Genomic DNA, 26,457 nt, shown 5'->3' with positions numbered 1-26,457 from the left:
AAGTGTTGCTTGGCTACACTTGTTCTCGGCGAGCTCAACGTCGCGCTCCAACACAACGCCCGGACCGAAGGCAGGTCCATCGTGGGTGATCGAGCACGGAAAAGAATCGAGTGAGCATGCGCATCGGGATCATGACCAGCGGCGGGGACTGCCCCGGATTGAACGCCGTCATCCGCGGAGCCGTCCTGAACGGCATCAAGAGCTACGACCATGAATTCGTCGGCTTCCGCGACGGCTGGCGCGGGGTCAAGGACGGGGACGTCATCGAACTTCCCCGCCACGCGGTCCGCGGCATCTCCAAGCAGGGCGGCACCATCCTGGGCACCTCGCGCACCAACGCCTTCGAGGGCGAAAACGGCGGGGCCGCGAACATTGCCGCCACGCTGGGGCGCCTGGGCGTGGACGCGTTGATCGCCATCGGCGGCGAGGGCACCCTGGCCGGGGCCAAGCGGCTCACCGACGCCGGGCTGAAGATCGTCGGGGTGCCCAAGACCATCGACAACGACCTGGACGCCACCGACTACACCTTCGGCTTCGACACCGCCAACCAGATCGCCGTGGAGGCCATCGACCGGCTGCGCACCACCGGCGAATCCCACCACCGCTGCATGATCGCCGAGGTCATGGGCCGGCACGTGGGCTGGCTGGCATTGCACGCCGGCATGGCCACCGGGGCGCACGCGATCCTGATCCCCGAGCAGTCCACCACCATGGAACAGATCTACGCCTGGGTTTCCGAGGCGCACGACCGCGGGCGCGCCCCGCTGGTCGTCGTGGCCGAGGGCTTCGTCCCCGAGGGCGCCGACGGCGCCTTCTCCGAGCGCGGCCTGGACGCCTTCGGCCGTCCCCGCCTGGGCGGCATCGGCGAGCAGCTGGCCCCGTTCATCGAGGACGCCACCGGCATCGAGACCCGGGCCACGGTGCTCGGGCACATCCAGCGCGGCGGGGTGCCCAGCGCCTTCGACCGGGTGCTGGCCACCCGGCTGGGGATGGCGGCGGTGGATTCGGTGGCCGATGCGGCCTGGGGCTCGATGGTCTCGCTGCGCGGCACCAAGATCAACCGGGTGCCGTTCCAGGCGGCGCTGAACAACCTCAAGCGCGTTCCGCAGGACCGCTACGACGAGGCGCGGATCCTCTTCGGCTGATGCGCCCGGCCGGCGGCTGCGGCGCAACGCCGAGGCGTTTTGCGCGCCTCCGGCGGCGTCCGCGGCCCTTCACCTGCATTAGGCTCGAAAACGTGAATCTTGAATTCGGCACCCGTGCCATCGTTGCGCTGTCCTGGGCACGCGAATTTTCCGTGCCCGACTCCGCGCTGCAACCCGACCGCCCGCCGGTGAGCCTGTTCGTCCCCGCGCCGGGCAGCGACCGCGTGGAGGTGCTGCACCTGGGCGACCACCAGGTGGTCCGCGCCCCGGCGGACATCCTGCCGCTGCTGCGCGATGCCGGGGACCAGCGCTTCGTCGATGACCGGGCGCTGCTGGGCCTGCTGCATGCCTCCGGGCTGGCCCCCTCGGTCCGCTCGCTGGGCGTGGACGCGCTGACCTACCTGGACGCCCCGTTCGAGATCGTGGACTCGGAACACATCACGGTCTCCGTCGACGCGGAGGACCTGGCCCAGCTGCGCGAGCAGAGCCCGCGCGACGATGCCTCCTCCACCGAACTGGCCGGCTGGGACCAATGCTTCGTGCTGTTTTCCGACACCCGGGAGGACCCGGTGGCCGGGGCCGGCTACTGGGCGCCGGGCGGGTTGCTGGCCGACACCACGGTGCTCACGGCGCCGGGGCTGCGCGGCCACGGGCTGGGCCGGTATGCCGCGGCGCTGGCCGTGGACGACGCATTGTCCGAGGGCCTGGTCCCGCAGGCGCGGATCAAGGAGGGGCAGGATGCCGCCAACGCGCTGGCCACCTCGCTGGGTTTCGAGCTGGTCGGCTCGCTGATGACCCTGAAGCTGCACAACGGGTTCTAGGGGCCCGGGGCCGGCTTGGCCGCGGGCCTTCTTGGCCGCGGGGCCTTCTTGGCCGCGGGGCCTTCTTGGCCGCGGGGCCTTCTTGGCCGCGGGGCCTTCTTGGCCGCGGGGCCTTCTTGGCCGGCCCGTCCATGCACAACGCCCGACCAGGATTTCCCGGTCGGGCGTTGTGCAGGTTGTGCCGCAAGCGGTGCGTTCCCGCCCCTTGCTGCGGTTTTCAGCTTAGTGCGGGGTGCGCAGGAACCCGGTGAAGCGCCCGGCGGTCTGCCCGGCGTCCGGGCTCACGATGGTCTCCTGCTTCGCGGCGTAGTGCTCGTCGCCGTCGACGACCTCGACGTCGGTGTCCGGGTCGATGTTGCGCTTGATCAGGGCCAGGCCGATGGGGCCGGCCTCGAAGTGCGAAGCCACCGAGGTCAGCGTGCCCACGGATTTCTCCCCGATGCGGACCTCGGAGCCGAGGGCGGGCAGCGTGTGCATCGAGCCGTCCAGCTGCAGGAACACCAGGCGGCGCGGCGGCCGGCCGATGTTGTGCACGCGGGCCACGGTTTCCTGGCCCTTGTAGCAGCCCTTGTCCAGGTGCACCGCGGTGCGCAGCAGGTCGAGTTCCTGCGGGATGGTCTTCTCGTCGGTGTCGAAGCCGAAGCGCGGGCGCCAGGCGGCGATGCGCAGCGCCTCCACCGCGAGCATCCCGGCCAGCGGCGTCTGCCCGACGGCGGTTTCCAGCTCGTCGGCCGGCACGATGTATTCGAACCACGGGCGCTCGGCACCGGGGTGCTCGGGCGCGGAGTAGGCGTAGCCGCCCTCGGTGACCCCGGGCCACGGATCGACCCACACCGGGTACTTTTCCAGTGAAGGCTGCGCCGCGCACGCCCCGAGGATCGCGAACCGCTCCGAGACGTCGGTGATTTCCACGCGCAGCATGAAGCGCATCCGGTTCAGGAACGCGGCCAGCGGCTCGGCCTGGCCCGGTTCCACCAGCAGCCAGAGCTTGTCCGTATCGGCCAGCACGCGGATGTCGAATTCGATGCGGCCCTGCACGGTGAGCAGCAGCGTCTGGGTGCTTTGTCCCGGACGCAGCCCGGTCAGCGCCTGGCTGGAGAGCGTGTTGAGCCAGGTCAATCGGTCCTCGCCGGCGAGGGTCACCACCTCGAAGTGGGACATGTCGGCCACCGCGGCGCCGTTGGACAGCGCGCGTTGTTCCTTGTTCAATTCCCCGTAGTGTGCGGCGGTGCCCGCGTCGATCCCTGCACCGGCGACTGCGCCGGGTCGTGACAGTAACGGCGAATTCGCCATGGTCATCCCTGTTTCTTGAGGGCGGCCGACGCGTGGGCCTTCAGGTCGTTGCCGCCGGTGGATACGTCCCAGCGCCAGAACAGGTCCCCGTTGACCAGCCCGTAGATGCGGGTGGCCGAGGCGTAGTCCTTGGCGTTGGTGCCGCGCATCACCAGGTCCGTGGCCAGGTGGATCTGCGGGCCCTTGATGACGCCGTAGTAGAGTTCGGAGATCGCCCCGGGGTGCGCGATATTGGCCTGGATCTTGAACCCGCCCTCATCGGTGCGCAGCTCCTCGACGTCCTGCGCCGAGCGAAGTGCCGGCACCACGTCGCCGGGCACCATGCCCGGGCCGAGGTCCGCTTCGACCATGGGGCGTTCCAGGGACCAGAACCCGGTCTCCACCGTGAGCGGGCGCAACGTGTTGCCCTGCTCGTCGGTGAGCCAGGTTTCGGACCGGTATTCCAGGAACGGCAAGCCGTTCTGGGTGAAGCTCACGCGCTGGAAGAAGTGTTCGTCGTCGACCTCGCCTTCGCCGAGGCGGCCGGTCCCTTCCCAGGATCCGATCAGCCACGACAGCGGCACCAGTTCGGGGGTCAGGTCGGTGGGAATCTCAATGGCCATCGTGTGTGCTTCTTTGCTGCCGGGGGTAGGTTACTTCTGGCCCTTGAAGAGGCGCGCAACCACGAGCCCGGCGAAGCCGGCCATGCCCAGGCCCGCGAGGGTCAGCAGGGAGAGGAAGAAGATTTCAAGTCCAAGGTATTCGTTCATGGCACCATCCTAACCGGTTCGGGCCGCCGGTTGCCTCTTTCATGACGCCAGCCACGCATTGGGTGCGACACGCCGCAGCCGCTAGAGCAGCAGCAGCAACACGTACCAGGTGACCGATCCGCACACCAGCAGCGGTGCCAGCGCCGCGGCCGCCATCTGCACGGTTCCCGTGGGTCCGCCCAGGGAGACCAGCATGGCCCGCGAGCCGACGACCACCAGCCCGCACGCGGCGCCCAGCACCAGCGCCGGGGCCAGCTGGACCGCCGGGTGCAGCATGCTCGCGGCCCCGCCGGCCAGCACGGCCAGCACGAACCCCAGCGGGAAGACGATGCGGTCCGGCAAACGCAGCACCCCTGGCACCGCGGCGGCCAGGATGCTGATCCCGGCCATCAGCGCCACCGAGCGCCATGCCGGTTCGGTGCCCAGCACCGCCCAGCCGGAGCCGAAGGCGGCGACGAGCAGGCCGAGCATGCCCACGGCGGCCGATTCCAGGCGCTTGGTGGCATCGGTGCCGCGCACCAGCTGGGTGAGGAACACCAGGATGACGCCGGCCGCCAGGGCCGGTGCCACCCATCCCAGCGAGGGGCGCGGAGGTGCCCACAGGCCCAGCACCGTCGAACCGGCTCCCACCAGGAAAATCACCACGGACACCGGCAGCGGCGCCGAGAGCTTCATCAGCCGCGGCCAGCCGAGCGCGAAGGCGGCAATCAGCACCAGGGTCACGGCGGCCAGCGGCCAGTTGGTCGCGCCTTCCAGCTGGCCGGGCAGGTAGCTGGCCGTCACGAGCAGTGCCAGGGCAATGGTTCCGGTGGCCAAAACTTTGAGTCTCACAGGTTACATCCTGCCTTAACCACCCCCGGGGCCCCATTCGGGCACCGGTGCGCTGGGCGTGTTGCGCGGACCGAAACATGTTCGAAACCCGGCGCAATCTATACTTCATGTTGTAAGCACCGTTTGCCCCCCGGTGCGCCGCGCAGGCGGCGCCGCACGGGGAGAAGCGGCAACCCAAGCACAGGGGAGGTCCCGATGGCGATCATCGCGCTGCTGACCAACACCCCCGGCACCTCGGCCCAGATTGTCCCGTCGCTGGAGCTGCTCTCCCACCAAATCCGCGTCCTGCCGGCCTCCGGCTCCGCGCTGCTGGCCTCCGACAGTGCCGAGGTCGTGCTGGTGGACGGGCGCAAGGACCTGGCCGGCTCCCGCACGCTGTGCCAGCTGTTGCGCACCACCGGCGTCTCGGCCCCGCTGCTGCTGGTGCTCACCGAGGGCGGGATGGCGGCGATCTCCGCGTCCTGGCAGGTCGACGACGTGCTGCTGGACACCGCCGGGCCCGCCGAGGTGGAGGCGCGGCTGCGCCTGGCGATCGCCCGCTCGGCACCCGCCGCGGGAACCGCCGGCGCACCCATCCGCGCCGCCGGGGTCATCATCGACGAGGCCAGCTACACCGCCAAGGTCCACGGCACCCCGCTGAACCTCACCTACAAGGAATTCGAGCTGCTCAAGTACCTGGCGGCGCATCCGGGACGGGTCTTCACCCGCGAGCAACTGCTGCACGAGGTCTGGGGCTACGACTACTACGGGGGCACCCGCACCGTGGATGTGCACGTGCGCCGGCTGCGCGCCAAGCTGGGCACCGACCACGAACAGCTCATCGGCACGGTGCGCAACGTCGGCTACCGCTTTGCCCCGGCACGCCACGAAAACACCGAGGTCGTCGACGCCTAGGTGCCGCTGCGGCTATCTTAGGGATATGAACGCCGCACCGAATCCCGAAGTCAGCATCGAAGTCGTCACCGGCACCCCGGACCCCGAGGTGCTCGCCGAGCTGCATGCGCTGGTGGCTGCCGGCGAGGAAGCCGACGGCAACCCGCCGCTGGGCGAACAGACCCTGCTCGATCTGCGCACGCCCTCGGCCTCCGGGCTGCTGGTGGGCGCCTACGCCTACCTGGGCCAGGACGACGACACCGTCTCCACCGACCTGGTCGGCGCCGCGGTGGCGGTGCGCGGCACCGACGCGGCCCCGGGCACCCTGGAAATGGTGGTGCACCCCTCCCTCCGCGATTCGGGCATCGCCGGGGCGCTGCTCACCGCCCTGGGAAAGAACACCGGGCCGGGCACGCTGCGGGCCTGGGCGCACGGGAACCACGAGGCCGCCGCCAAGCTCGCCGAACGCTTCGGCTACACCCCGGTGCGCGAGCTGTGGCGCATGCGCATGGTCGCCGGAACACCGGTGCCCGCCGCGGTCGTCCCGGCCGGCATCACCATCCGCGCCTTCGACCCGGCCACCGACACCGCCGGCTGGGTCGCGGCCAACGCCGCGGCCTTCGCCCACCACCCCGAACAGGGGGCGCTGACGCTCGAGGACCTGGCCTCGCGCATGGCCGAGGACTGGTTCGACCCGGCCGGCTTCCTGCTGGCCGTGGGCGAATCCGGGAAGATCCTGGGCTTCCACTGGACCAAGGTGCACCCGGCGCTCTCCTCCCCCACCACCGGCGAGCACCAGGCCATCGGGGAGATCTACGTGGTCGGGGTCATCCCCGAGGCGCAGGGCACCGGGCTGGGCAAGGTGCTCACGCTGGCGGGCATCGAGTACCTGGATTCCCTGGGCCTGGATGCGCTGATGCTCTACGTGGATGCGGACAACGCCCCGGCGGTCTCGCTCTACCGAAAACTGGGCTTCACCAAGTGGGATGTGGACGTCATGTACGCCCCGGCTTCGGTAAGGTAGATAGCGACGCAAGGCCGCGTGCCCTTTCCACGGCCCGCCGTGAAAAGCACGCACCACCACCAATATTTCATGCTAGGGGCAACGCTCATGGATTCGCACCCACCCACCTCCTCCCTGGGCATCACCGACGTCCCGGCGGCCCGCGCCACCCAGGACCGGATCGAGCTGCCCGACTTCGAGCCCTCGCCGATCCCCGACGGCGACTTCGCCGACGACAGGTTCCTGGACCGCGAGCTGAGCTGGCTGCACTTCAACGCGCGGGTGCTGGAGCTGGCCGAGGATGCGGAAATGCACCTGCTGGAGCGGGTCAACTTCCTGTCGATCTTCTCCTCGAACCTGGACGAGTTCTTCATGGTCCGGGTCGCGGGCCTCAAGCGCCGCATCGCCACCGGCCTGGCGGTGCCCTCGGCGGCCGGGATGAGCCCCATCGACCAGCTCGAAATGCTGCTGGCCGACGCGCACGCGCTGCAGCTGCGCCACGCACGGGTCTTCGCCGATTCGGTCCGCCCGGCCCTGGAAAAGGAGCAGATCCTGCTGGTGGGCTGGGCGGAACTGGACGAGCGGGCCCGCGAGGAGCTGCACCGCTGGTTCATCGACCAGGTCTTCCCGATCCTCACCCCGCTGGCAGTGGACCCCGCCCACCCCTTCCCCTACATCTCCGGGCTCTCGCTGAACCTGGCCGTGGTGGTCCGCAACCCGGTGACCGGCAAGGAACTCTTCGCCCGGCTGAAGGTCCCGGACACCATGGCGCGGCTGATCTCGGTGGACGGGCCGCGCGCCGGGAACTCGGCGGGCCGCGTGGCGCGCTTCATCTCGCTGGAAAACGTGATCGCCGAGCACCTGGAACACCTGTTCCCGGGCATGGACATCGTCGAGCACCACTTCTTCCGCGTCACCCGCAACGAGGACCTCGAGGTCGAGGAGGACGACGCGGAGAACCTGCTGGCGGCCCTGGAGAAGGAGCTGCTGCGCCGCCGCTTCGGCCCGCCGGTGCGCCTGGAGGTCGTCGACGACATCAACCCGAACATCCGTGCGCTGCTGGTGCGCGAACTCGGCGTCGAGGACGACGAGGTCTTCGCCCTGCCCGCGCCGCTGGATCTGCGCGGGCTGGGCGTGATCGCCAACATCGACCGCTCGGACCTGCACTTCCCCAGGCATCTGGCCCACACCTCGCGCTTCCTCAACGAGTCCGAGACCTCCAAGGCCGCGAACGTGTTTGCCGCGATGCGCCGCCGCGACATCCTGCTGCACCACCCCTACGATTCCTTTTCCACCAGTGTGCAGGCGTTCCTGGAGCAGGCGGCCAACGACCCCAAGGTCATGGCCATCAAGCAGACGCTGTACCGCACTTCCGGCGATTCGCCGATCGTGGACGCGTTGATCGACGCCGCCGAATCGGGCAAGCAGGTGTTGGCGCTGGTGGAGATCAAGGCCCGCTTCGACGAGCAGGCCAACATCTCCTGGGCCCGGAAGCTGGAGCAGGCCGGGGTGCACGTGGTCTACGGCATCGTGGGCCTGAAGACGCACTCCAAGCTCTCCCTGGTGATCCGCCGCGAGGGCGAGCGGCTGCGCCGCTACTGCCACATCGGCACCGGCAACTACCACCCGCGCACGGCCCGCTACTACGAGGACCTGGGCCTGCTGACCAGTGACGACGCGGTCGGCGAGGACCTCTCGAGGCTGTTCAACCAGCTCTCCGGGTACGCCCCGCGCTCGACCTTCAAGCGCCTGCTGGTGGCCCCGCGCTCGCTGCGTTCGGGGCTGATCGACAGGATCGAGGCGGAGATCGCCAACCGCAAGGCGGGCCTGGCGGCCCGGGTGGTCATCAAGGTCAACTCGATGGTCGACGAGGCCGTCATCGACGCGCTCTACCGCGCCTCGCAGGCCGGGGTCGCGGTCGATGTCATCGTGCGCGGGATCTGCGCGCTGCGCCCCGGGGTGCCGGGGCTGAGCGAAAACATCAGGGTCCGTTCGATCCTGGGCCGCTTCCTGGAGCACAGCCGCGTGTTCATGTTCCACAACGCCGGCGAGCCGATCGTCTACATCGGCTCGGCCGACATGATGCACCGCAACCTGGACCGCCGCGTCGAGGCCCTGGTCTCGCTGAGCAGCCGCGAGGACACCGCCGAGCTGGTCGCGTTGCTGGACCGCTACATGGATCCGGGCACCGCCAGCTGGCACCTGGACGCCGAGGGCCAGTGGACCCGGCACCACAAGGACGAGGACGGTGCGCCGCTGGAAGACATCCAGTCGTGGCTGATCGAGTCGCGCACCCGCCAGCGGACCGTGGTCAGGCGCTAGGGGCGTGCATTTCGTGCGTTCAAGCGATTCGGAGTCCATCCGCACCGGCGACTTCGCGGTGCGGGCGGCCGGGGCCCTCATCTGGCGGGTCAACGGCGGCGGGCTCGAGGTCCTGATGATCCACCGGGACCGGTACGACGACTGGTCCTGGCCCAAGGGCAAGCTCGATCCCGGGGAGACCCTGCCCGAGTGCGCCACCCGCGAGGTCTTCGAGGAGGTCGGGCTGGACATCGTGCTGGGCATCCCGCTGCCGGCGATGACCTACCAGGTGGGTTCCGGGGCCAAGGTCGTGTACTACTGGGCCGCAAGGTTCCCGGGCACCCCGCCGGTCCCGGACGGCAAGGAAACCGACGCGGTGCGCTGGGCCACCCCGAAGATGGCCCGCTCCTGGCTGACCAACCCCGGGGACCTGGAACCGCTGGAGGCGCTGGTGACCGCGCACCGGGCCGGGACGCTGGAGACCCACCCCTTTGTGGTGGTGCGCCATGCCAAGGCCAAGCCGCGCTCCAACTGGACCCGCGAGGAGGGCAAGCGCCCGCTGGCCGCCACCGGGCAGCGGCAGGCGCTGGCCGTGGCCCGGCTGCTGGGCTCCTGGCGCCCGGCCAAGGTCGCCTCCAGCCCGTGGACCCGGTGCGTGCAGACCGTCGCGCCCTACGTGCAGCAGCACCGCTTCATCGTGAAGATGCTGCCGGCGATCACCGAGCACGAGGCCACGCGCCGCCCGGACAAGGCCCAGCGCGCCGTCGCCAAGCTGCTGGACAAGCGCCGTGCCCAGGCGGTGTGCACGCACCGACCGGTGCTGCCGCTGGTGCTTTCCGAGCTGCGCGCCAGGATGGATTCGGCGCTGGCCGCCTTCCTGCCCGAACGGGACCCGTTCCTGCGCCCCGGGGCGCTCGTCGTGGTCCACCAACCGGTCTCTGGCAAGCGCAAACTCGTCTCGGTGGAAGTTTACGACGCGTTTGAGGACTAGCGTGGACCCTTCGCGGTAGTCTCTAGGTAGGCGCCCGTACAGGCGGCGCCCCGGTTGCGTTTTTCACGGCTCAACGGTTCAAGGAGTGCATCATGGCCCGACACGATTCCCCACCAGTCCACGGCAACGCCGGGGAAAAGATCGCGCACCAGGGGTTGCGGCTGGACCACGACGAGGACCGCGGCCGCTACAGCCTGTGGCACGGCGCGACCTACGTGGGATTCCTGGGCTACAGCGTCGAAGGAGATGTCGCGACGCTGCAGCACACCATCATCAACGAGGAATACGGCCGCCGCGGCTACGCCCGTGCACTGGTCACCCTGGTCCTCGAGGACATGCGCACCCGCAAGCTGAAGATCATCCCGGAGTGCTCCTATGTGCAGGACTACCTGCGCCGCTACCCGGAGTACAACGACCTGCTGGCCTGAGCCCCCTCGCGTAACGATTCGGCCGCGCCGAACCGACATCCCCCGAACGGACGGACTTTGTCTCAATGAGTTGATACATTGAGACAAGTTTCCAACCAAAGGGGTTCCCCATGATGGGCGCGCTCACCGCCATCGGCTCCGGCCTGGCCATCTCGGCGGCACTGATCTATGTGCTGCTGCGCTTCCTGGTCGCCGAGCCCAGCGCGTCCAACGCCGCCGCCGCAATCTCGCGCCACGCCTTCTGGACCGCGCTGATCGCGTTCCTGGCCTCGGGCACTTCCGGGCTGTCCAACCTGTGGGCCAACCCGGGCGAAAACCTGCTCCGCGAGACCGGACCCGCGAGCACCAGCGTCCCGACGCTCATCATGCATGCCGCCGCCCCGGGGCTCTGGCTGGGCATCGTCTACGTGCTGGGCCAGTTCACCTGGCCGCGGCACCTCAAGCCCGTGCGCGCCGCCTCGTTGGAGGTGCGCCGGCTCAAGACGCTCGTCCCGAGGTTCCTGGCCGGATTCCTGCTACTGTGCACCATCATCAGCACCGTGCTCATCATCGTGGCCTGGAACGATTCCGGGGTCCCCGACCGGGTGGGCAACGACGCCTCCACCGGCATCGAACTGCCGATCTACGCCGGGGACACCGACGCGTACGGCAACCCCATCGATACGGACGGCAACCTGCTGGACCTCGAGGACCCCGAGGGCTACACCACCGAAGCCGAGGCCGACGCCGCAGCCAACGAGCCGGCCATCTGGCCCATCACCGGAACCCGGCCCGGAGACATGGTGGGCCCGTACCTGCTCGGCGGGCTCGGGCTGGTGCTGCTCGGATCCTTGGGCGCGGCCACCGCGGTCGTGCGCCGTCCGCCGCTGGATTCCCTGGATGCCGGGGACAACGCGGTGCTGCGGGCCATCTGGATCAACCGGCTGCTGCGCACCACGATCTTCGCCGTCACCGGCTTCGGCATGGCCGCCCTGGGCTACGTCACCGAGGGCATGCGGGCCCGTGCCGACTGGGCCATGCCCCTCGGCGACGCCGGTTCCCCCTTCGATTCGACGGCCCAGGACCAGGCCAACGCGATGAACGGCATCGCCGCGCTCTGGATGCTGCTGGTGCTGGTGCTCATCGTGGCCTGCGGGCCCCCGAAGCTGGACGCCTCGGCCTCGTCCACCCGCCGCCGGCCAGGAGCGCCGTCCGCATCGTTTTCCAAGGGCCGGGATTTCCTGCTGCTGGCCCAGGGCGCCTCGATCGTTGCCGTGGCGGTGCTCGGGTCGGTCCCGGCGTGGACCGCGAAATCCGGTGCCACGCGCCTGGGTGAACTTGCTTCGAACGCCCTGGCCATGCTGCTGGCCGTCGCCGGGTACTTCCTTCTCCAGGCCCTGGCGGCCTGGGTCGTGTCCCGCCGGCTGGGCGGCGGTGTTGCCCTTGGTCGGCCGCGCACCAACCTGCTGCCCACCTGGTTTGTGGTGGTGCTGTGCCTGGCCGCGACCACGGGCGTGGCGAGCATCGCCACGTTCCTGCTCACCGGCCCGCCGGCGCTTGCCGCCGCGGCCTGGTGGATGCTGGGCATCCTGCTGCTGGCCGCGGCGCTCGCGTGGGGCCTGTACCGCATGTCCGCACGCCGGCCGGTGCTCCGCGGGGCCAGCGGCGCCGAAGACCACCAACTGCGCGTGCTGGTTGCCCAGCGGGGGGCCCGCACCTTCGGCGGGGCGTCGTTCATCATCGCTGGCATCCTGGGCACCCCCGGCTACTGGGTCGCGACCGACTTCGGCCATGTTGCGGGTTCATTCCAGGACCCGGCTCCCTCCGGCTTCCAGGTCATCTGCCTGGTGCTCGGGGCGGTGCTGTGCCTGCTGCCTGCATCCACCGCCTACCGCACTGCGCGCTTCGACACCCCGGACCTTAGCCCGAGCATCCATTGAGCGCCCTGGTCACCGTCGATTTGCGCGACGCCACTCCCCCGTTCGAGCAGATCCGCACGCAGATCGCCTCGCTGATCGCCGTGGGGCAGCTGGCCGACGGCTCGCGCCTGCCCACCGTCCGGGCCCTGGCCTCGGACCTCGGCGTGGCCACCGGAACCGTGGCCCGCGCCTACAGGGAGCTCGAGGCGCTGGGGCTGATCGAGTCCCGGCGCCGGCTCGGCACCGTGGTGACCCACACCCCGTCGGGCAGCAAGCTGGAAGCCGAGGCGGACATCCGGCTGCGGATCGCCGAACTCATCGCCGCCTCGCGCGCCGCCGGCATCGAGGACGCCACCTTGCTCGCGCTGCTCCAGGGGCGGTTGCGGGCCACCGACCGGGCCTGATTCCGGGCGGCAACGCAAGGGTGCGGGGCCCTCCGCGGCCCTGCGTGCGGCATGTCCCTTCGTGGTGATCATGAGCGCATTTCCGGTGTCCGGGGCCAGTCGTTTCCGCCTGACCCGCGCGCCCGCGGCTAGACTGATGCGGTGACGATTCCAACTCCTTACGAAGACCTGCTGCGTGACGTCCTGGCCCATGGCACCGCCAAGGGAGATCGGACAGGCACCGGAACCTCGAGTGTTTTTGGTCGACAAATGCGCTTTGACCTCTCCGAATCCTTCCCGCTGATCACCACCAAGCGGGTGCACTTCAAGTCCGTGGCCGTGGAGCTGTTGTGGTTCCTGCGCGGGGACTCGAACACCGCCTACCTGCGCGAGAACGGCGTGAAGATCTGGGACGAGTGGGCCGACGCGAACGGCGAGCTCGGTCCGGTCTACGGGGTGCAGTGGCGCTCCTGGCCCACCGCGGACGGACGGCACATCGACCAGATATCGCAGGTCGTGGACTCGCTGCGCGAAAACCCGGATTCGCGCCGGCACATCGTCTCGGCCTGGAACGTCGCCGAGATCGAGAACATGGCGTTGCCGCCCTGCCACGCGTTCTTCCAGTTCTACGTGGCCGACGGCAAGCTTTCCTGCCAGCTCTACCAGCGCAGCGCCGACATGTTCCTCGGCGTCCCCTTCAACATCGCCTCCTACGCGCTGCTGACCTGCATGATGGCCGACCAGCTCGGCCTGGCGCGCGGCGAGTTCGTCTGGACCGGCGGGGACACCCACATCTACGACAACCACCTCGCGCAGGTCACCGAGCAACTCACGCGGGAACCATACCCGTACCCGCGACTGCGCATCACGCGCATCCCCGATTCGATCTTCGACTACACGCTCGAGGACTTCGTGATCGAGGACTACCAACACCACCCGACGATTAAGGCCCCCATCGCCGTATGAGCAACCAAAACCAAGGCGCCGGACACCGCGCCGAAACCACCGCCCCCGAACGCATCGGCATGATCTGGGCCGAGGCCGCGGACGGCGTCATCGGCGCGAACGGCACCATGCCGTGGTCGCTGCCCGAGGACCTGGCCCATTTCAAGGCCACCACCAGCGGCCACCCGGTGATCATGGGACGGAAGACCTGGGAGTCGTTCCCGGAAAAGTTCCGCCCGCTGCCCGGACGCACCAACATCGTGATCACCCGCGACGGAACACGCCACGCCGCGCTGCGCAGCGCCGGAGCCGTGCCCGTTGCCACCGCCGAGGGGGCCCTGAAGGCCGCCCGCGCGGCCGAGGGCGCCGCGGAAATCTGGGTCATCGGCGGCGGCGAGATCTACTCGATGTTCGCCGGCCGGGCCCACCTGGCCGTCAAGACCGTGATCAACGCCTCCCCGAAGGGCGACACGAAGGCCCCTGCACTGGATAACGGCTGGAGCAAGTCGCTCTCGGAACCGGATACCGGATGGCTCACCGCGGCCAACGGCACGCAGTACCGTGTCGAGGCGTGGGAGCAGAAGTCATGAAGGACGCCATCAAGGCGCTGAAGACCAGCCCCGAGGGCCTCTTCGTGCTCGGCTACATGCTCTTCCCACTCTTCGCGCTGATCTTCGCCGGGCTGGGCCTGTTCATGGTTCTCACCGGCTCCAAGATCATGGGCCTGGTGCTGCTGCTGGTCTTCACCCAGGTCTTCGCGTTCGGCTCGCTCAAGCTGGTGGGCATGCGCAAGGCGCTGCTGGAAGACGAAGGCAAATAGTCCGGCCATTCGACCGACCCGCCGGCCGAACACCACCAGGCGCCCCTGCACGGACATTGCTCCGGGCCGGGGCGTTCGGCGTTTTCGGGCCAGGCGCCGTTCGGCCTTGGCACGTAACCGAATCCGCGCGCGGGGCCTTCAACCCTTAAGCTTGAACCATGACTTCTTCCGTTGGCTTTGTCGGTTACCGCGGCATGGTCGGCTCCGTCCTGATGCAACGCATGCAGGACGAGGGCGACTTCGCGAACCTCGACCCCGTGTTCTTTTCCACCTCCAACGCCGGCGGCGCGGCCCCGGCCTTCGCCGAGGGCGCACCCGCCCTGCAGGACGCCTACGACTTGGACACCCTGGCCAAGCTGCCGATCATCGTCACCGCCCAGGGCGGGGACTACACCTCCGCCGTGCACGGGGACCTGCGGGCGCGCGGCTGGGACGGGCTGTGGATCGACGCGGCCTCCACGCTGCGCATGAACGACGACTCGGTGATCGTGCTTGACCCGGTCAACCGCAACGTCATCGACAAGTCGCTGGGCGACGGCACCAGGGACTTCGTGGGCGGCAACTGCACCGTCTCCTGCATGCTCATGGGCCTGGGCGGGCTGTTCACCAACGGGCTGGTCGAGTGGGGCACCTCGATGACCTACCAGGCGGCCTCCGGCGGCGGCGCGCGGCACATGCGCGAGCTGCTGACCCAGTTCGGCGACATCAACAGCCACGTCGCCTCCGAGCTCGACGACCCGGCCTCCGCGATCCTGGAGATCGACCGCAAGGTCCTGGCCGCGCAGCGCGGCGGCCTGGACGCCACCCAGTTCGGCGTGCCGCTGGCCGGCTCGCTGATCCCGTGGATCGACGCCGATTTGGGCAACGGGCAGTCCAAGGAGGAGTGGAAGGCCGGGGTCGAGACCAACAAGATCCTGGGCAACACCGAGGCCAACAAGGTCGTCGTGGACGGATTGTGCGTCCGCATCGGCGCCATGCGCTCGCACTCCCAGGCACTGACCCTCAAGCTCACCGAGGACCTGTCGGTCGCCGAGATCGAGAAGCTGCTGGCCGCGGACAACGAGTGGGCCAAGGTCGTGCCCAACACCAAGGAAGCCACCGTCGACGCGCTGACCCCGGTCGCCGCCTCCGGCACCCTGGACATCCCGGTGGGCCGCATCCGGAAGCTGGAGATGGGCCCGAACTACATCTCCGCCTTCACCGTGGGCGACCAGCTGCTCTGGGGCGCCGCCGAGCCGCTGCGCCGCATGCTGGCCATCGCGCAGGGCCGCCTCTAGGCACAAGCTTGCAGGCCGGTCGCCGTCCGTTGTCCCCTGGCCGGGGCAGCGTGCGGCGGCCGGCCTCTTGCGTGCCCGGAAGGTGACTGTCCGGAACCCCGTGGGCGGGAGCCGGGGGGCGGCGGGCGGGGCGGGAGCCGGGTGCGGCTTCCTGAACCCGTGCTGCCGTGGACCTCTTGGTGGCACGTTGGGGAGGCCCGTTTAGGAAGCCATGAATTCCAGGTAGGCCTGCAGGGCATGCCGGATCGCTGCCTCGGTGCGGGACGAGTGCGCCGGTTCGAAGACGGTACTTCGCGCACGCAGGGTTCGCCCGCTGCCCTCCACGGCCCAGGTCCCCACCACGTGCCCGGAGGAGACCAGGGTCCGCAGGAAGATCCCGTTCTTTCCCGGGGTCACGGCCTGGGCGTGTTCGGGGGCCAGCGCCGCCGAGCGGTCCTTGTAGCCCAGCAGGAATTCGTCGAAGCCCGGCAGCGCGAGTATCCTGCGTGCCCCGTGCAGGCTTGCCCAGCGGTTTGAATGCTCCTCGGCAAAATGGAACACTTCCCCGCCCAGCGAGCGCCCGGGCAGCTGCCGCTGCTGCGCGGCAAGCGCCCCGCGCACCGGAACCAGCGGCATGCCCAGCCACCAGGCGCAATCCGCGGCGGTCGTCGGCCCGTGGGAGCGGATGTAGGTCCCGGCCAGCAGCCGCAGCGCCTCCTCGGGGTCCGGGGCGGGCTCGCTGCGCCCGATCCACTGGTTCGTGGCCATGAACAACTGGCGGGTGTTGCTGCCGGGCTCCATCGGGCCCTGCACGATCACCCCGCGCAGGCTCACCGCCACGATCAGGTGGTAGCCGCGCTGTCCCGCGATGCTGGAACCTGCCTGTTCGAAGGCCGCCAGCAGCTGGGCGCGGGTTGCCCCGGCTCCGGAGCAGCGCTCGCGCGCGACATCGGCCAGGCGGGCGATTTCGGCCTCGGTGATGCCTTCCGCCGCCCGGGTCGCGGCCATCGAGGAGTCCATCCGCGGCCCGGTGACCGAGAGCAAGGCGGCGTGCAGCGCCGGGGCGATGAGCATCAGCGTGCCGCGGGCGCCCCAGCAGCGGATCACCGACCCGTCGGCCAGGGCCGCGTGGATGTCGCCGAGCCCGGAACCGGGCAGCCGCACCCCCACGGCCCAGCATCCCTGGGGCAGGTCCTGGGCCTGGACCATGCCCATCGCCGAGACGACGTCGGCCGGGCTGGACGCCCCCGCCGCCATGGTGGCCACGGGAATGCGCGGCAGCAGGCCCTGGGCGGCCAGGCGCATGCGCGCGACGGCGGTGCGCTGCGGGCTGCTGAGCTTGATCGGGTGCGGTGCCATGGTGCACCCCACGATTCCCTACAGGGCGCAGCCGATCAAGAGCGGTTCGTTGTGCAGCTCGATGCCGAAGCGTTCGCGGACCCCGGCGCGCACCGCGCGGGCGATGGCCAGCACGTCGGCGCTGGAGGCGTGTCCGCGGTTGGTGATGGCCAGGGTGTGCTTGGTGGACAGCGCCGCCCGCCCGCCGGCCAGCGCTTCCCCGGCGGTGCCCTGCAGGCCGAAGCCCTTGGCGAACCCGGCCCGGTCGATCAGCCAGGCCGCCGAGAGCTTGACCATGCCCGGGGTGTCCACCGGGAAATGCGGGGCCCCTTCGGGCAGCGAATCGAGCACCGCGGCCGGCACGATCGGGTTGGTGAAGAAGGATCCGGTGGAGTAGGTGTCGCGGTCCGCGGCGTCCAGCACCATGCCCTTGGAGGCACGCAGGCGCAGCACCGTGGCGCGCACCGCCGCGGCGTCGGCGCGTTCGCCCGCCGCCACGCCCAGGGTGCGGGCCAGCTCCGCATAGCGGATCGGCGCGGAATCGGCCCGGCGCTCCAGCGCGAAGACCACCGAGAGCACCACGTATTGCGGGGAGCCGTTGGCGGTGGTGCGCTTGAGCAGCGAGTCGCGGTAGCCGAACCCCAGCCCGGCATTCCCGAAGTGGGTGGTGGTGCCGGTGGCGCGTTCGTAGACCTTGGCCTCGAGCAGCGTGTGGGCGACCTCGGAGCCGTAGGCGCCGACGTTCTGCACCGGGGTGGCCCCGGCCGATCCGGGGATCCCGGACAGGGCCTCGAGCCCGGACAGGCCCGCGGCCAGGGTCTGGGCGACGGCGTCGTCCCACGGGTGCCCGGCGGCGATGTCCACGCGGATGCGCCCGTCGGAGAGTTCCGGCCCGATCACCACTCCCCGGTTGGCGATCTGCAGCACCGTGCCGGGGTACCCGGCGTCGTCGATGACCAGGTTCGAGCCGCCGGCAACGATCAGCAACTCTTCCCCGGCCGCGTCGGCGCCGGCCACCGCGGCGGTGATCCGTTCCTCCGTGTCCGCGCGGACGAAGGTGCCGGCGGGGCCGCCGACGCCGGTGGTGGTCAGGGGTGCGAGCAGCTGGGTGTTCACGGTGGTTTGCGCCTTAGGGTTCGGTGGTGGTGGTTGCGGATGCGGCCGCGCCGGCGGCCTTGCGGGGGCCGGCGGCCGGGGCCAGGAAGAAGGAGACGGCCACGAGGATGCCCACGTAGCCCAGGGCATGCAGCAGCCCGACACGGTCCGCCAGCAGGCCCAGCAGCGGGGGCCCGCCCAGGAACGCGCCGTAGCCGATGGTGGAGACCACCGAGACCCGGGCGGCGGCGCGCATCGGGTCGTCCGACGCCGCGGTCATCGCCACCGGGAAGCTCAGCGCGACCCCCAGGCCCCAGAACACCAGGGCAGCGAAGGCCGTGTGCAGGGAAGGGCCGAAGACGAAGAGCAGCAGGCCGGCCAGGGTGGAAGCCGCGGAGAAGCGGATGACCACCACCCGGCCCAGCCGGGCCAGGACGAACCCGCCGCCGAGGCGGGCCAGGGTCATCGCGGTGACGAAGACCCCGTAGCCGATGGCGCCCACGGAGTTGATGGCCCCGTAGCCGTCGGACAGGGCCAGGGCGACCCAGTCCCCCGCCGCGCCCTCGGCCAGCGCCATGCCCAGCACCAGCACGCCGAGCACCAGCGTGCGCGGTTCGCGCCAGGCGTCGGCCAGCAGCGACTTGTTGGAATGCCCGGACCCGGCGTTGGAGGCGTCGGGCCTAAAGGTCCGGGTGCCGAGGTGGATGATGGCCAGCACGGCCACGGACATCGCCGCGAAGTGCCAGGAAATGGGCAGGTGCAGCGCGGCGCCCAGGGCCCCGGCCGCGGCGCCCAGCACGGTGCCCACGGAGAAGAAGCCGTGCAGCACCGGCATGATCGGCACGCCCAGGGCCCGTTCCATGGCCGCGCCCTGGACGTTGGAGGACACGTTCCAGGCGGCGTTGCCGGCACCCAGCAGTCCCAGCGCCGTGCCCGTGAGCACCAGCGAGTGCAGCCCCGCCGCCGCGACGCCGACCACGGCAAGTGCCACGGCGGTCAGCGAGGCGGCGAGCACCAGGGTCCGCCTGGAGCCCAGGCGCATGACCACGAATCCGGAGACCGAGACCGAGGCGAAGGACCCGGCCGTCATGCACAGCAGCAGCAGGCCGACCTCGCCGTGGCTCAGCCCCAGCGCGTCGCGCACCGAGGGCAGCCGGGAGACCAGCGTGGAGAGCATCAGCCCGGAGGCCAGGTACAGCGCGAGCACCCCGTTGCGCCAGGGAATGACCTCGGGGTTGCCCCGGCGCCGGGCTGGGGCGGGCGCTGCGGAATCCGGTGCTGGTTTCAGAGCTGCACCACGGCCTGGGCCTTGACCAGGACCTTGGTGCCCTCGACGCTGACCACCAGGTCCACGCGGGCGGTGCGGGCCTCGGCGTCGAGCGCGCCGATGGTGCCGGCGATCTCGATGGCGGTGCCCTCGAAATCGGACGGGTTGGTGCCGGCCGGGTCCGCGACGGGGACGGGCTTGGTGAAGCGCGTCTGGTAGTCGACGATGGCGCCGGGGTTGCCGGCCCAGTCGGTGACCAGCTGCACCGCGGCCCCCATGGTGAACATGCCGTGGGCGATGACCCCGGGCAGCCCGACCTCGGTGGCGAAGCGCTCGTTCCAGTGGATGGGGTTGAAGTCCCCCGAGGCCCCGGCGTAGCGCACCAGGTCCGCGCGGTTCACCAAGACGGTGGTGGAGCCGATCTGCTGGCCCTTTTCAAGGGTGTTGAAGTCGATCATTACTGGTCCTCTCCGCGTACCAGGATCGAGGAAACGGTGGTGGCGACCTTTTCCCCGGCGACGGTGGCGATCTCGGCGCGGGTGCTGATCATGGCCCCGCCGCCCATGGCCCGTACGGTGTCCACGTGCAGTTCGGCGACCAGCTGGTCCCCGGCCACGATGGGGCGGTGGTGGGTGAAGCGCTGGTCGGCGTGAACCACGCGGGAGAAGTCGATGCCGCTGTCGGGATCGTTGACCAGCAGCGCGTCGGCGCGCTGGGCGACGATGATCGCGAAGGTCGGCGGGGCCAGCAGGTCGCCGTGGCCCAGGGCCGCCGCGGCGTCCAGGTCGTAGTGGGCCCGGTGGGTGGCCTTCACGGCGGCGGCGAATTCGCGGATCTTTTCGCGGCCAACCGCGTAGGGCTCCTGGGCCGGGTAGATCCGGCCTGCCAAGTCGGGATTGATGCTCATCGGTTGTGCCGCTCCTGTGTGGGACGAGTGCTGGTGCTGGGGGTGGACGTTGCGGGGCCCGGGGTCCTGCTAGGGGGTGTCCCCGGGGGTGGTGTTGTTGCGCTTGGCGCGCTTGGGCGGCCGGGGCCGGACCAGTCCCTGGGAGACGCGCCAGGCCCGGGCGTCGCGGGCGCGGATCCCCATCCCGATCATGTGCGTCACCAATCCGATGCCGATGATGCCCATGGCGGTGTACATCAGCGGCCGGTTGTGCGTGTTGGCACCGATCAGGGCCAGGACGATGCCCGTGCCGGAAACCACCATCGACCCGATGGCCAGTTTCTTGTACAGTCCGGAAGAAGCTTCCCAGGGGGTATTGGTCATGCTCCAATCCTAATTCAGCGCCGCAAATCGGCTTAGAACAGTGCGCCCTGGACCGGTGGCGACTGTGTCACATGTTCGCCCGGCGCCAGCTTGCGCCCCTTCAACAGTGCCGCATTGGCCACAAACAGCTCCGGCTGCCCGTCGAGTTCCACGCCAAGCACCTGCCCGGAGACCCCGGCCACGCAAAAGCCGTGGGATCCCTCGGCCAGGAAACCCGGGTAGGGCTGCAGCCGGTGGGCGTCGAACCCGGCCAGCAGGACCTGTCCCTGGGGCGGCCGGTTCCAGGTCTCCTCGACGGCACGCGAACCGGCCAGGGTCCCGGGGTCCAGCCGCGCGAGCAGGGTGCGCGCGGCCTCGGCCCTGGATGAGTTGAGCGCATCGAGATCCGCGGTGGTCACGTGGTTTTCCAACAGGCCGCGGGCCTTGGAGTTGGCCCGGACCTGTTGGGTGAATCCGAGCTCGCGGGCCACAAGGTCCTCAAGGTTGCGCACCGAGACCCCGTCGGGGCACCAGGCGACATAGCGGGCGCTGATCGCGCCCTGTTCGGCCAGACGCCGCCATTTGCTGGGGTTCGCGGCCGTGCCGACCTTGGTGGTTCCCTGGGCGAACGTCGCCACGTAGAGCCAGTGCGGCTGGTCCAGGTAGTCGCGCAGGCCCGGAGAGGCGCGGCCCGTGCGATGGAATTCATGCATCGGCCGGGATTGGTCGGCGGCCTCGCAGGGGGCGCACTGGGTGCCGCCGGCAATCAGCGAGCCGGTCGGGCAGGGCACCAGGGTGCGGTGGGCCCGGTCGGCGATCAGTTGGTGGCCCAGGCACCAGCGGCCGGGCAGCACCCTGAAGCCAAGCCGGGTTCCCGGTTCCAGCACCACGTCGCCGGCGTGACGGTTCCCGTCATCGAGCACCAGCGACGGGGTTCCGGGTTCCGAGGGCCAGCGGATCCCGCGGCAGAGCAGGGCGGGGGTTTCCACCTCAGTCGTGCATTGCCCCGGCGACCGCGGCGGTGGCGTGCAGCCAGGCCCGGCGCGTTGCCGGACGCAGTCCCTCGAAGCGGATCTGTCCCTTGACCAGTGCCGCGTCGTAGGGAACGGTGACCACGGAGCGGGCCAGGCGGCCGAAGCCGTGGGCGATGCGGTCAAGCTGTTCGCTGTTGCCGTGGGGCTGGTGCTGGGAAACGATGACGACGGCGTTCTGGGCCAGCTCCTGGTAGTGCCCCCCGCGCTTGGCCAGGGCCTCGAGCAGCAGGGCGCCGGCCTCGGCATGCTCCTCCACCGTGGTGCTGGCAATGACCAGCTGGTCGGTGTGGTCGATCATGCGCATCCAGCGTTCGGCCGACTCGTCGTTGCCGGAGTCCATGATGGTCAGCGCGAAGAATCGCGAAGCTATCGAGTGCAGCGCGTCGAAGTCCGCGGCGTTGACGAATTGCTCGCTGGCCAGCAGCGTCGGGTCGGTGCGCAGGACGCTGTAGCAGTCTTCGGGCTGGTAATGCGTGTAGTTGTGGATGACCGGGTCCCCGACCTTCACGTCCTTGAGCCGCGGTGCGGCGGACAGCAGGTCCATGGAGTGGGCGGCGTGCGGCCCCTGGACCGTGCGCCAGCCCAGCGTTCCGCGGGTTCCGTTGTTGTCCCAGACCAGGACCGGGTCGCCGGTGTTGCGGCCGAAGACCGCCGACAGCAGCACGGCGGTGGGGGTCTTGTTGGCCCCGCCCTTGCCGTTGACCACGGAGATGGTCTTGGATTCGGTGAGCCGGGTGCCGACGATGCGGCGCCATTTGCGTTCCTCGACTTCCTCGGCCGAGGGTTCCATGTTGAAGCCCAGGCGCGTGAGGAAGCCGCGGAAACCGCGTTCGGCACGGAACGTGGTCTCGTCCTCGGGACGCAGGAACGTGTCGCGGGTCCCGGCCGCCGGGTTCATCTCGCGGAAGGCCTGGCGGCGGCCTTCGGGCGTCGTGAGGTCCTCGGCCGGTGCGGAGGCGTCCGCTGCCTCGGCCGAGGTCGCGGCGGGCACCGCGGGGTTGGCGGCGGCCTTGGGTTCGGCCGGTTTCGGGGCAACCGGCTTGGGCACGGCGGGCTTGGCGGTTTCCGTCGGCGTCGCGGGCTTGGCCGGTGCAGCTGCAGGCTTGTTGCCAGTCGTGGCCGTCGGCTTGGCAGGAGTTGTCGCGGGCTTCGCGCCCGGCGTGGCTGCCGGCTTGGCGGCCGCGGGAGCCGGCTTTGCCGCGGCAGGTGCGGGCTTTGCCGTCTCGGGAGCCGGTTTCGCTGTGGCTGCGGCCTGTGCAGGCTTTGCTGCCACGGGAGCCGGCTTTGCCGCGGGGGCGGCCGCCGGCTTGGCAGCTTCGGGCTTCGCAGCCGGGGCCGCGGGCTTGGCCGGTGCAGCGGCAGCAGCAGGTTTCGGGGAAGCAGCAGTTGCGGGCACGGGTGGCTTGGCGGCGCCTGCGGCGGGGGCCGCGGGCTTGGCCGGTGCAGCGGCTGCGGGCTGCGCCTCGGCCTTGGTCGGCACGGCCTTGGCCTGCGGTGCTTTTGCGGCTGCTGGAGCCGGGGCTGCCGGTTTGGCGGCGGGCTTGGCACTTGTCGGCGCCGATGCGGCGGCAGCGGGCTTGTTCACGCTCTTGGCGTCGTTGCCGCCCGTTTCCTGGGCGGGAGCGGCGGCTGCGGGAGCCTGCTTTGCCGGAGCTGGCTTCGGTTGCGGCTTCGCGGGGGCCGGTGCGCTCGATGCGGCCGTCGGTGCGGTCTTGGCTTTTGCGGCGCCCGCGGTGTTGACCGGGCTGGCAGGTCCGGGCTTGGCAGTTGCAGCCGGGGATCCGTCGAGGCCGGATTCGGGAACGGCATCGAATTCGTCCAGCACCCGGGGCTTTTCCGCGGCCTTCTTCGCTTCGTCCTTGGCCTGTTCCTGCGCTGCAACTTCGGCTTGGCGGGCGCGCCGCAGGGAAGCACGGGTCGGGAACTCTTGGTTGAAGTCCGCTTTCGGCATGTGCTTCGTCCTCTCCTGGAGATTCATGGTCGTCGAGAGCGAATCACCCCAACGAGTCCAACCTTCCAGGTCGGGCACGCATGATTGCGGCTTTCGCACTTCGTCCATCTTATCGGGCAACCCACGTGAACCGCCGGATTGAGTCGGCTTGATCACGGACGCCGCCAAAGTAGGAAATGGTATGTGTCGTGGTTAGCCTTGGAGATGACAGCTCGCGTTGACCTAATGGGGAGCCCGGGACATTGAACGAACAGGATCTCTCTTGGACTTTTTCACCACGGCTTTGGACTCGCTAAGCGCCTTCATCTTCGCTGCTGCCGGAAACCCCCTGTCGTACTTGATGATTTTCCTGTTTTGCGCGATTGACGGCTTCTTCCCGCCGGTGCCCAGCGAATCGCTGGTCGTTGCGTTGGCTTCCCTGGTGCCAACCCACGGAAATCCGAATCCCTGGCTGCTGGGGCTGGTCGCCGGCCTGGGCGCCTTCGTCGGCGACAACGTGGCGTACCTGATCGGGCGCAGCATCGGAACCGACAGGTTTGCGTGGATGCGCCGCAAGCGGCTCCAGCACGCCTTTGCCTGGGCCGGTTACGAACTGCGGCTTCGCCCCGTATCCCTGATCCTGGTTGCCCGGTTCGTTCCCATTGGTCGTGTCGCAGTGAACCTGGTGGCGGGAGCCACGGGCTTCCCGCGCCGGACCTTCGTCATCCTGACGTGCTTCTCCAGCCTCGGCTGGGCGACCTATTCCGTTCTCATCGGCGTCCTGGCCGGCCGGTGGTTCGAGGAACACCATCTTCTGGGCATGGCGGTCGCAGTCGCGGTGGCCATCGGACTTGGCATCCTCATCGACCGGATCGTTTCCAAGCTCAGCGGGAACACGTCTTTGCGCAAATAGACTGCGCCGGAGCAAAACAAAAACCGCGGTTGGAGCCCTGTCTGGGACCAACCGCGGTTTTTTATCGAGCCCCCCACCGGAATCGATCCGGTGACCTCGTTCTTACCAAGAACGCGCTCTACCACTGAGCTAGGGGGGCAACGAGAAAATACTCTACCCAATGAACGACACAAAATGCACATCGAAAACCTCGGACATGACCAACACCACATTTTGGCGTCCTTGGGCGCACGCTTCCGCTGCCCCGAAAGGCGCAGTTCCTCCATGCGGCCCCGCATCGGCGGGGGGCCGCGCCGTCCCCCGCCCCCGGGACGCGGGTCAGCTTTCGGGTGCCTTGCGCCTCCCGGCCTTCAGCAGCTCAAGTGCGACGGGGACGAGCGAGATGAGCACGATCACGATGAAGATGACATCAATGTTTTCGCCGACCCACTCGTATTGGCCCAACCAGAAACCCAGCAGTGTCACCCCGACGCCCCACAGCAGGGCTCCCAAGAGGTTGTAGAGCGCGAAAACGCGGTACCGCATGTGTGCCACGCCTGCGATGACCGGGACGAACGTCCTGACGATCGGAACGAATCGGGCAAGCACCACGGCCCGCCCGCCGAAGCGTTCGAAGAAGATGTTCGCCTTGACGACGTATTCCTTGCGGAAGAGCCTTGAATCGGGCTTGTTGAAGATTGCAGGGCCGGCCTTGCGGCCGATAAGGTATCCCGTTTGGTCACCGGCGAAGGCCGCAATGAAGATAAGCAGCGCAAACAACGGCAGGCTGACATCCAGGGCGCCGGTGGCGACCAGAAGCCCCGCGGTGAAAAGCATGGAATCACCCGGCAGGAAAAAACCAACCAGCAGTCCGGTCTCCGCAAACACGATGCCGCAGATCAGCAGGATCACCCACGGGCCCAAGGCGGGATTCCGCAGGAATACGTCGGGGTTTAGCCAGTCCGGCAGAAAGCTCGCCGACACCGGCCGCACCGCAATCGCTGCCAGTGTTGCGTGCGCATCAAGAAAGGGAATCACCGCTAAAACCCTACGGCACCGAGTTCCCCCCAGCCCGGATTGACCCCGGCGTGCGCTGGTTTCCCAGCGAATTCACGGCCTGCACGCGGAAACGTCCCGTGGTGCCCGACAACGGGCGCCGGCACTGCGCCCTTCCGCCACCTCTGGATCAACCGCGCCGCCCAAAAAGGGACCTTGCCTGATGGGCAGCGGCCACGGTGATTGCAGCTCCTGTGCTGCCAGCCCCCGCGGGCGCAACCGCTGCGGTATTTTCTCCGTCCGGATTCCTTGATCTCGGGCGGACGGCAGCCCCCGCCTGGCAGACCGCAGCCAAGCAACTGCCCGCATCGCCAACCCAGCCGAACGGTGCGCCGAAATTCAACGGTTCGAACGCATGGAAATGGTGAGCGGCCCGCTGATCCCAACGGCAGCTACACTCGGCCTGTCTTTGGGCACAAAAAAACCCCGGAAACCGTGGGGTTTCCGGGGCCATTCTTGTGTAGCGGCTCCGGGACTCGATCCCGGGACCTCACGATTATGAGTCGTGCGCTCTAACCAGCTGAGCTAAGCCGCCACGAATGGTAAGACCCGCGTCCGCGTCAGGTTCCCTTGCGGGCTGACTCAGGCGCGGGCCATTCCATTCAGAGCCCCCCACCGGAATCGATCCGGTGACCTCGTTCTTACCAAGAACGCGCTCTACCACTGAGCTAGGGGGGCAACGAGTAAGAACTCTACCAGCAATTTTCGGCGCTGTGAAATCGGAGTGGCACTTTGTGATCGACCGCACAAAATCTGTCGAAAACGGCACGTCAGGGTGTCATTCACCCTAAATGGCAGTGACGCAATTCACCGAATGATCGGTGCCGGGCGATGGCGCGGAATGCTCCGGTTCCAGTGA

General features: G+C 69.2%; 26 protein-coding genes and 3 tRNA genes. 14 read left to right on the top strand and 15 right to left on the bottom strand.

Annotation, left to right across the window (positions count from 1 at the left end; translation table 11 throughout):
- Window positions 1-116 precede the first annotated feature (116 nt).
- The gene (locus J2T21_RS18220; protein WP_307583369.1) at window positions 117-1,145 is read left to right on the top strand and encodes an ATP-dependent 6-phosphofructokinase; all 1,029 of its coding nucleotides are present in this window, start codon (window positions 117-119) and stop codon (window positions 1,143-1,145) included.
- 92 nt (window positions 1,146-1,237) lie between these two features.
- Window positions 1,238-1,966 carry a GNAT family N-acetyltransferase gene (locus J2T21_RS18215; protein ID WP_307583367.1) on the top strand — a complete coding sequence of 243 codons (729 nt, stop codon included), beginning with the start codon at window positions 1,238-1,240 and terminating at the stop codon, window positions 1,964-1,966.
- Between the two features lie 222 nt (window positions 1,967-2,188).
- Here J2T21_RS18215 and ygfZ read toward each other — a convergent pair whose 3' ends face one another.
- The 3 genes from ygfZ to J2T21_RS18200 form a co-directional block, all read right to left on the bottom strand.
- Window positions 2,189-3,259, bottom strand: coding sequence for a CAF17-like 4Fe-4S cluster assembly/insertion protein YgfZ (gene ygfZ / locus J2T21_RS18210; RefSeq protein ID WP_373458071.1), 1,071 nt, complete (start codon window positions 3,257-3,259; stop codon window positions 2,189-2,191).
- A 2-nt stretch (window positions 3,260-3,261) separates the two neighbouring features.
- The gene (locus J2T21_RS18205) at window positions 3,262-3,861 is read right to left on the bottom strand and encodes an FABP family protein (RefSeq protein WP_307583365.1); all 600 of its coding nucleotides are present in this window, start codon (window positions 3,859-3,861) and stop codon (window positions 3,262-3,264) included.
- Window positions 3,862-4,089: 228 nt separating this feature from the next.
- Entirely contained in the window at window positions 4,090-4,839 is a 750-nt protein-coding gene (locus tag J2T21_RS18200; RefSeq protein WP_307583364.1) for a hypothetical protein, read from the bottom strand.
- Between the two features lie 195 nt (window positions 4,840-5,034).
- Here J2T21_RS18200 and J2T21_RS18195 point away from each other — a divergent pair, with 195 nt between their 5' ends.
- The 11 genes from J2T21_RS18195 (at window position 5,035) to asd (ending at window position 15,758) form a co-directional block, all read left to right on the top strand.
- On the top strand, window positions 5,035-5,733 hold the full coding sequence (locus J2T21_RS18195; protein WP_307583363.1) for a winged helix-turn-helix transcriptional regulator: 699 nt from the start codon (window positions 5,035-5,037) through the stop codon (window positions 5,731-5,733).
- 25 nt (window positions 5,734-5,758) lie between these two features.
- Complete coding sequence (mshD, locus tag J2T21_RS18190; RefSeq protein ID WP_307583362.1) at window positions 5,759-6,736, top strand: mycothiol synthase; 978 nt, start codon at window positions 5,759-5,761, stop codon at window positions 6,734-6,736.
- Window positions 6,737-6,823: 87 nt separating this feature from the next.
- Window positions 6,824-9,037 (top strand): RNA degradosome polyphosphate kinase, encoded by a 2,214-nt coding sequence (locus tag J2T21_RS18185; protein ID WP_307583361.1) that lies wholly within the window; start codon window positions 6,824-6,826, stop codon window positions 9,035-9,037.
- 4 nt (window positions 9,038-9,041) lie between these two features.
- A complete protein-coding gene (locus tag J2T21_RS18180; RefSeq protein ID WP_307583360.1) occupies window positions 9,042-10,007 on the top strand; it encodes an NUDIX hydrolase in 966 nt (321 codons plus the stop codon).
- 92 nt (window positions 10,008-10,099) lie between these two features.
- The gene (locus tag J2T21_RS18175) at window positions 10,100-10,435 is read left to right on the top strand and encodes a GNAT family N-acetyltransferase (protein ID WP_307583359.1); all 336 of its coding nucleotides are present in this window, start codon (window positions 10,100-10,102) and stop codon (window positions 10,433-10,435) included.
- Window positions 10,436-10,545: 110 nt separating this feature from the next.
- Window positions 10,546-12,354: a hypothetical protein gene (locus J2T21_RS18170; RefSeq protein WP_307583358.1), complete on the top strand. Its 1,809-nt coding sequence runs from the start codon at window positions 10,546-10,548 to the stop codon at window positions 12,352-12,354.
- Complete coding sequence (locus tag J2T21_RS18165) at window positions 12,351-12,737, top strand: GntR family transcriptional regulator (RefSeq protein WP_307583357.1); 387 nt, start codon at window positions 12,351-12,353, stop codon at window positions 12,735-12,737. Before J2T21_RS18170 ends, J2T21_RS18165 begins: the two co-directional genes overlap by 4 nt.
- 141 nt (window positions 12,738-12,878) lie before the next feature.
- The gene (locus J2T21_RS18160; protein WP_307583356.1) at window positions 12,879-13,682 is read left to right on the top strand and encodes a thymidylate synthase; all 804 of its coding nucleotides are present in this window, start codon (window positions 12,879-12,881) and stop codon (window positions 13,680-13,682) included.
- Between the two features lie 59 nt (window positions 13,683-13,741).
- Window positions 13,742-14,251 (top strand): dihydrofolate reductase, encoded by a 510-nt coding sequence (locus tag J2T21_RS18155; protein WP_444939672.1) that lies wholly within the window; start codon window positions 13,742-13,744, stop codon window positions 14,249-14,251.
- A complete protein-coding gene (locus tag J2T21_RS18150; protein ID WP_373458070.1) occupies window positions 14,233-14,481 on the top strand; it encodes an NF038396 family protein in 249 nt (82 codons plus the stop codon). The genes J2T21_RS18155 and J2T21_RS18150 overlap by 19 nt, the downstream gene beginning before the upstream one ends.
- A gap of 158 nt (window positions 14,482-14,639) precedes the next feature.
- A complete protein-coding gene (gene asd / locus J2T21_RS18145; RefSeq protein ID WP_307583354.1) occupies window positions 14,640-15,758 on the top strand; it encodes an aspartate-semialdehyde dehydrogenase in 1,119 nt (372 codons plus the stop codon).
- Window positions 15,759-15,959: 201 nt separating this feature from the next.
- Here asd and J2T21_RS18140 read toward each other — a convergent pair whose 3' ends face one another.
- The 8 genes from J2T21_RS18140 to J2T21_RS18105 all read right to left on the bottom strand — a co-directional run bounded on the left by J2T21_RS18140 (window position 15,960) and on the right by J2T21_RS18105 (window position 23,671).
- A complete protein-coding gene (locus J2T21_RS18140) occupies window positions 15,960-17,096 on the bottom strand; it encodes a winged helix DNA-binding domain-containing protein (RefSeq protein WP_307583353.1) in 1,137 nt (378 codons plus the stop codon).
- Between the two features lie 18 nt (window positions 17,097-17,114).
- Window positions 17,115-18,191: a UDP-N-acetylmuramate dehydrogenase gene (locus J2T21_RS18135; RefSeq protein WP_307583351.1), complete on the bottom strand. Its 1,077-nt coding sequence runs from the start codon at window positions 18,189-18,191 to the stop codon at window positions 17,115-17,117.
- A 13-nt stretch (window positions 18,192-18,204) separates the two neighbouring features.
- Window positions 18,205-19,377 (bottom strand): MFS transporter, encoded by a 1,173-nt coding sequence (locus J2T21_RS18130; RefSeq protein ID WP_373458069.1) that lies wholly within the window; start codon window positions 19,375-19,377, stop codon window positions 18,205-18,207.
- A gap of 77 nt (window positions 19,378-19,454) precedes the next feature.
- Window positions 19,455-19,895, bottom strand: a complete 441-nt coding sequence (locus tag J2T21_RS18125) for a MaoC family dehydratase (RefSeq protein WP_307583349.1) — start codon at window positions 19,893-19,895, stop codon at window positions 19,455-19,457.
- A complete protein-coding gene (locus tag J2T21_RS18120; RefSeq protein WP_307583348.1) occupies window positions 19,895-20,344 on the bottom strand; it encodes an FAS1-like dehydratase domain-containing protein in 450 nt (149 codons plus the stop codon). The genes J2T21_RS18125 and J2T21_RS18120 overlap by 1 nt, the downstream gene beginning before the upstream one ends.
- A 69-nt stretch (window positions 20,345-20,413) precedes the next feature.
- On the bottom strand, window positions 20,414-20,707 hold the full coding sequence (locus J2T21_RS18115) for a hypothetical protein (protein WP_307583346.1): 294 nt from the start codon (window positions 20,705-20,707) through the stop codon (window positions 20,414-20,416).
- A 32-nt stretch (window positions 20,708-20,739) separates the two neighbouring features.
- On the bottom strand, window positions 20,740-21,675 hold the full coding sequence (locus J2T21_RS18110) for a DUF2797 domain-containing protein (protein ID WP_307583344.1): 936 nt from the start codon (window positions 21,673-21,675) through the stop codon (window positions 20,740-20,742).
- Between the two features lies 1 nt (window position 21,676).
- Window positions 21,677-23,671, bottom strand: a complete 1,995-nt coding sequence (locus tag J2T21_RS18105) for a MinD/ParA family ATP-binding protein (RefSeq protein ID WP_307583341.1) — start codon at window positions 23,669-23,671, stop codon at window positions 21,677-21,679.
- Window positions 23,672-23,954: 283 nt separating this feature from the next.
- Between J2T21_RS18105 and J2T21_RS18100 the strand changes: the two genes are divergently transcribed.
- Window positions 23,955-24,563, top strand: a complete 609-nt coding sequence (locus J2T21_RS18100; RefSeq protein WP_307583383.1) for a DedA family protein — start codon at window positions 23,955-23,957, stop codon at window positions 24,561-24,563.
- Between the two features lie 67 nt (window positions 24,564-24,630).
- On the opposite strand, the gene J2T21_RS18095 is transcribed toward J2T21_RS18100, so the two are convergent.
- The 4 genes from J2T21_RS18095 to J2T21_RS18080 all read right to left on the bottom strand — a co-directional run bounded on the left by J2T21_RS18095 (window position 24,631) and on the right by J2T21_RS18080 (window position 26,276).
- Window positions 24,631-24,702 (bottom strand) — tRNA-Thr (locus J2T21_RS18095).
- Between the two features lie 179 nt (window positions 24,703-24,881).
- On the bottom strand, window positions 24,882-25,577 hold the full coding sequence (locus J2T21_RS18090) for a VTT domain-containing protein (RefSeq protein WP_307583382.1): 696 nt from the start codon (window positions 25,575-25,577) through the stop codon (window positions 24,882-24,884).
- Between the two features lie 482 nt (window positions 25,578-26,059).
- Window positions 26,060-26,133, bottom strand: a tRNA-Met gene (locus tag J2T21_RS18085).
- Between the two features lie 71 nt (window positions 26,134-26,204).
- Window positions 26,205-26,276: transfer RNA gene (locus J2T21_RS18080), tRNA-Thr, on the bottom strand.
- Window positions 26,277-26,457 lie beyond the last annotated feature (181 nt).

The sequence above is a fragment of the Paeniglutamicibacter psychrophenolicus genome (assembly GCF_030812255.1).
Taxonomy (GTDB): domain Bacteria; phylum Actinomycetota; class Actinomycetes; order Actinomycetales; family Micrococcaceae; genus Paeniglutamicibacter; species Paeniglutamicibacter psychrophenolicus_A.
This window is presented reverse-complemented; position numbering and strand designations above follow the sequence as displayed.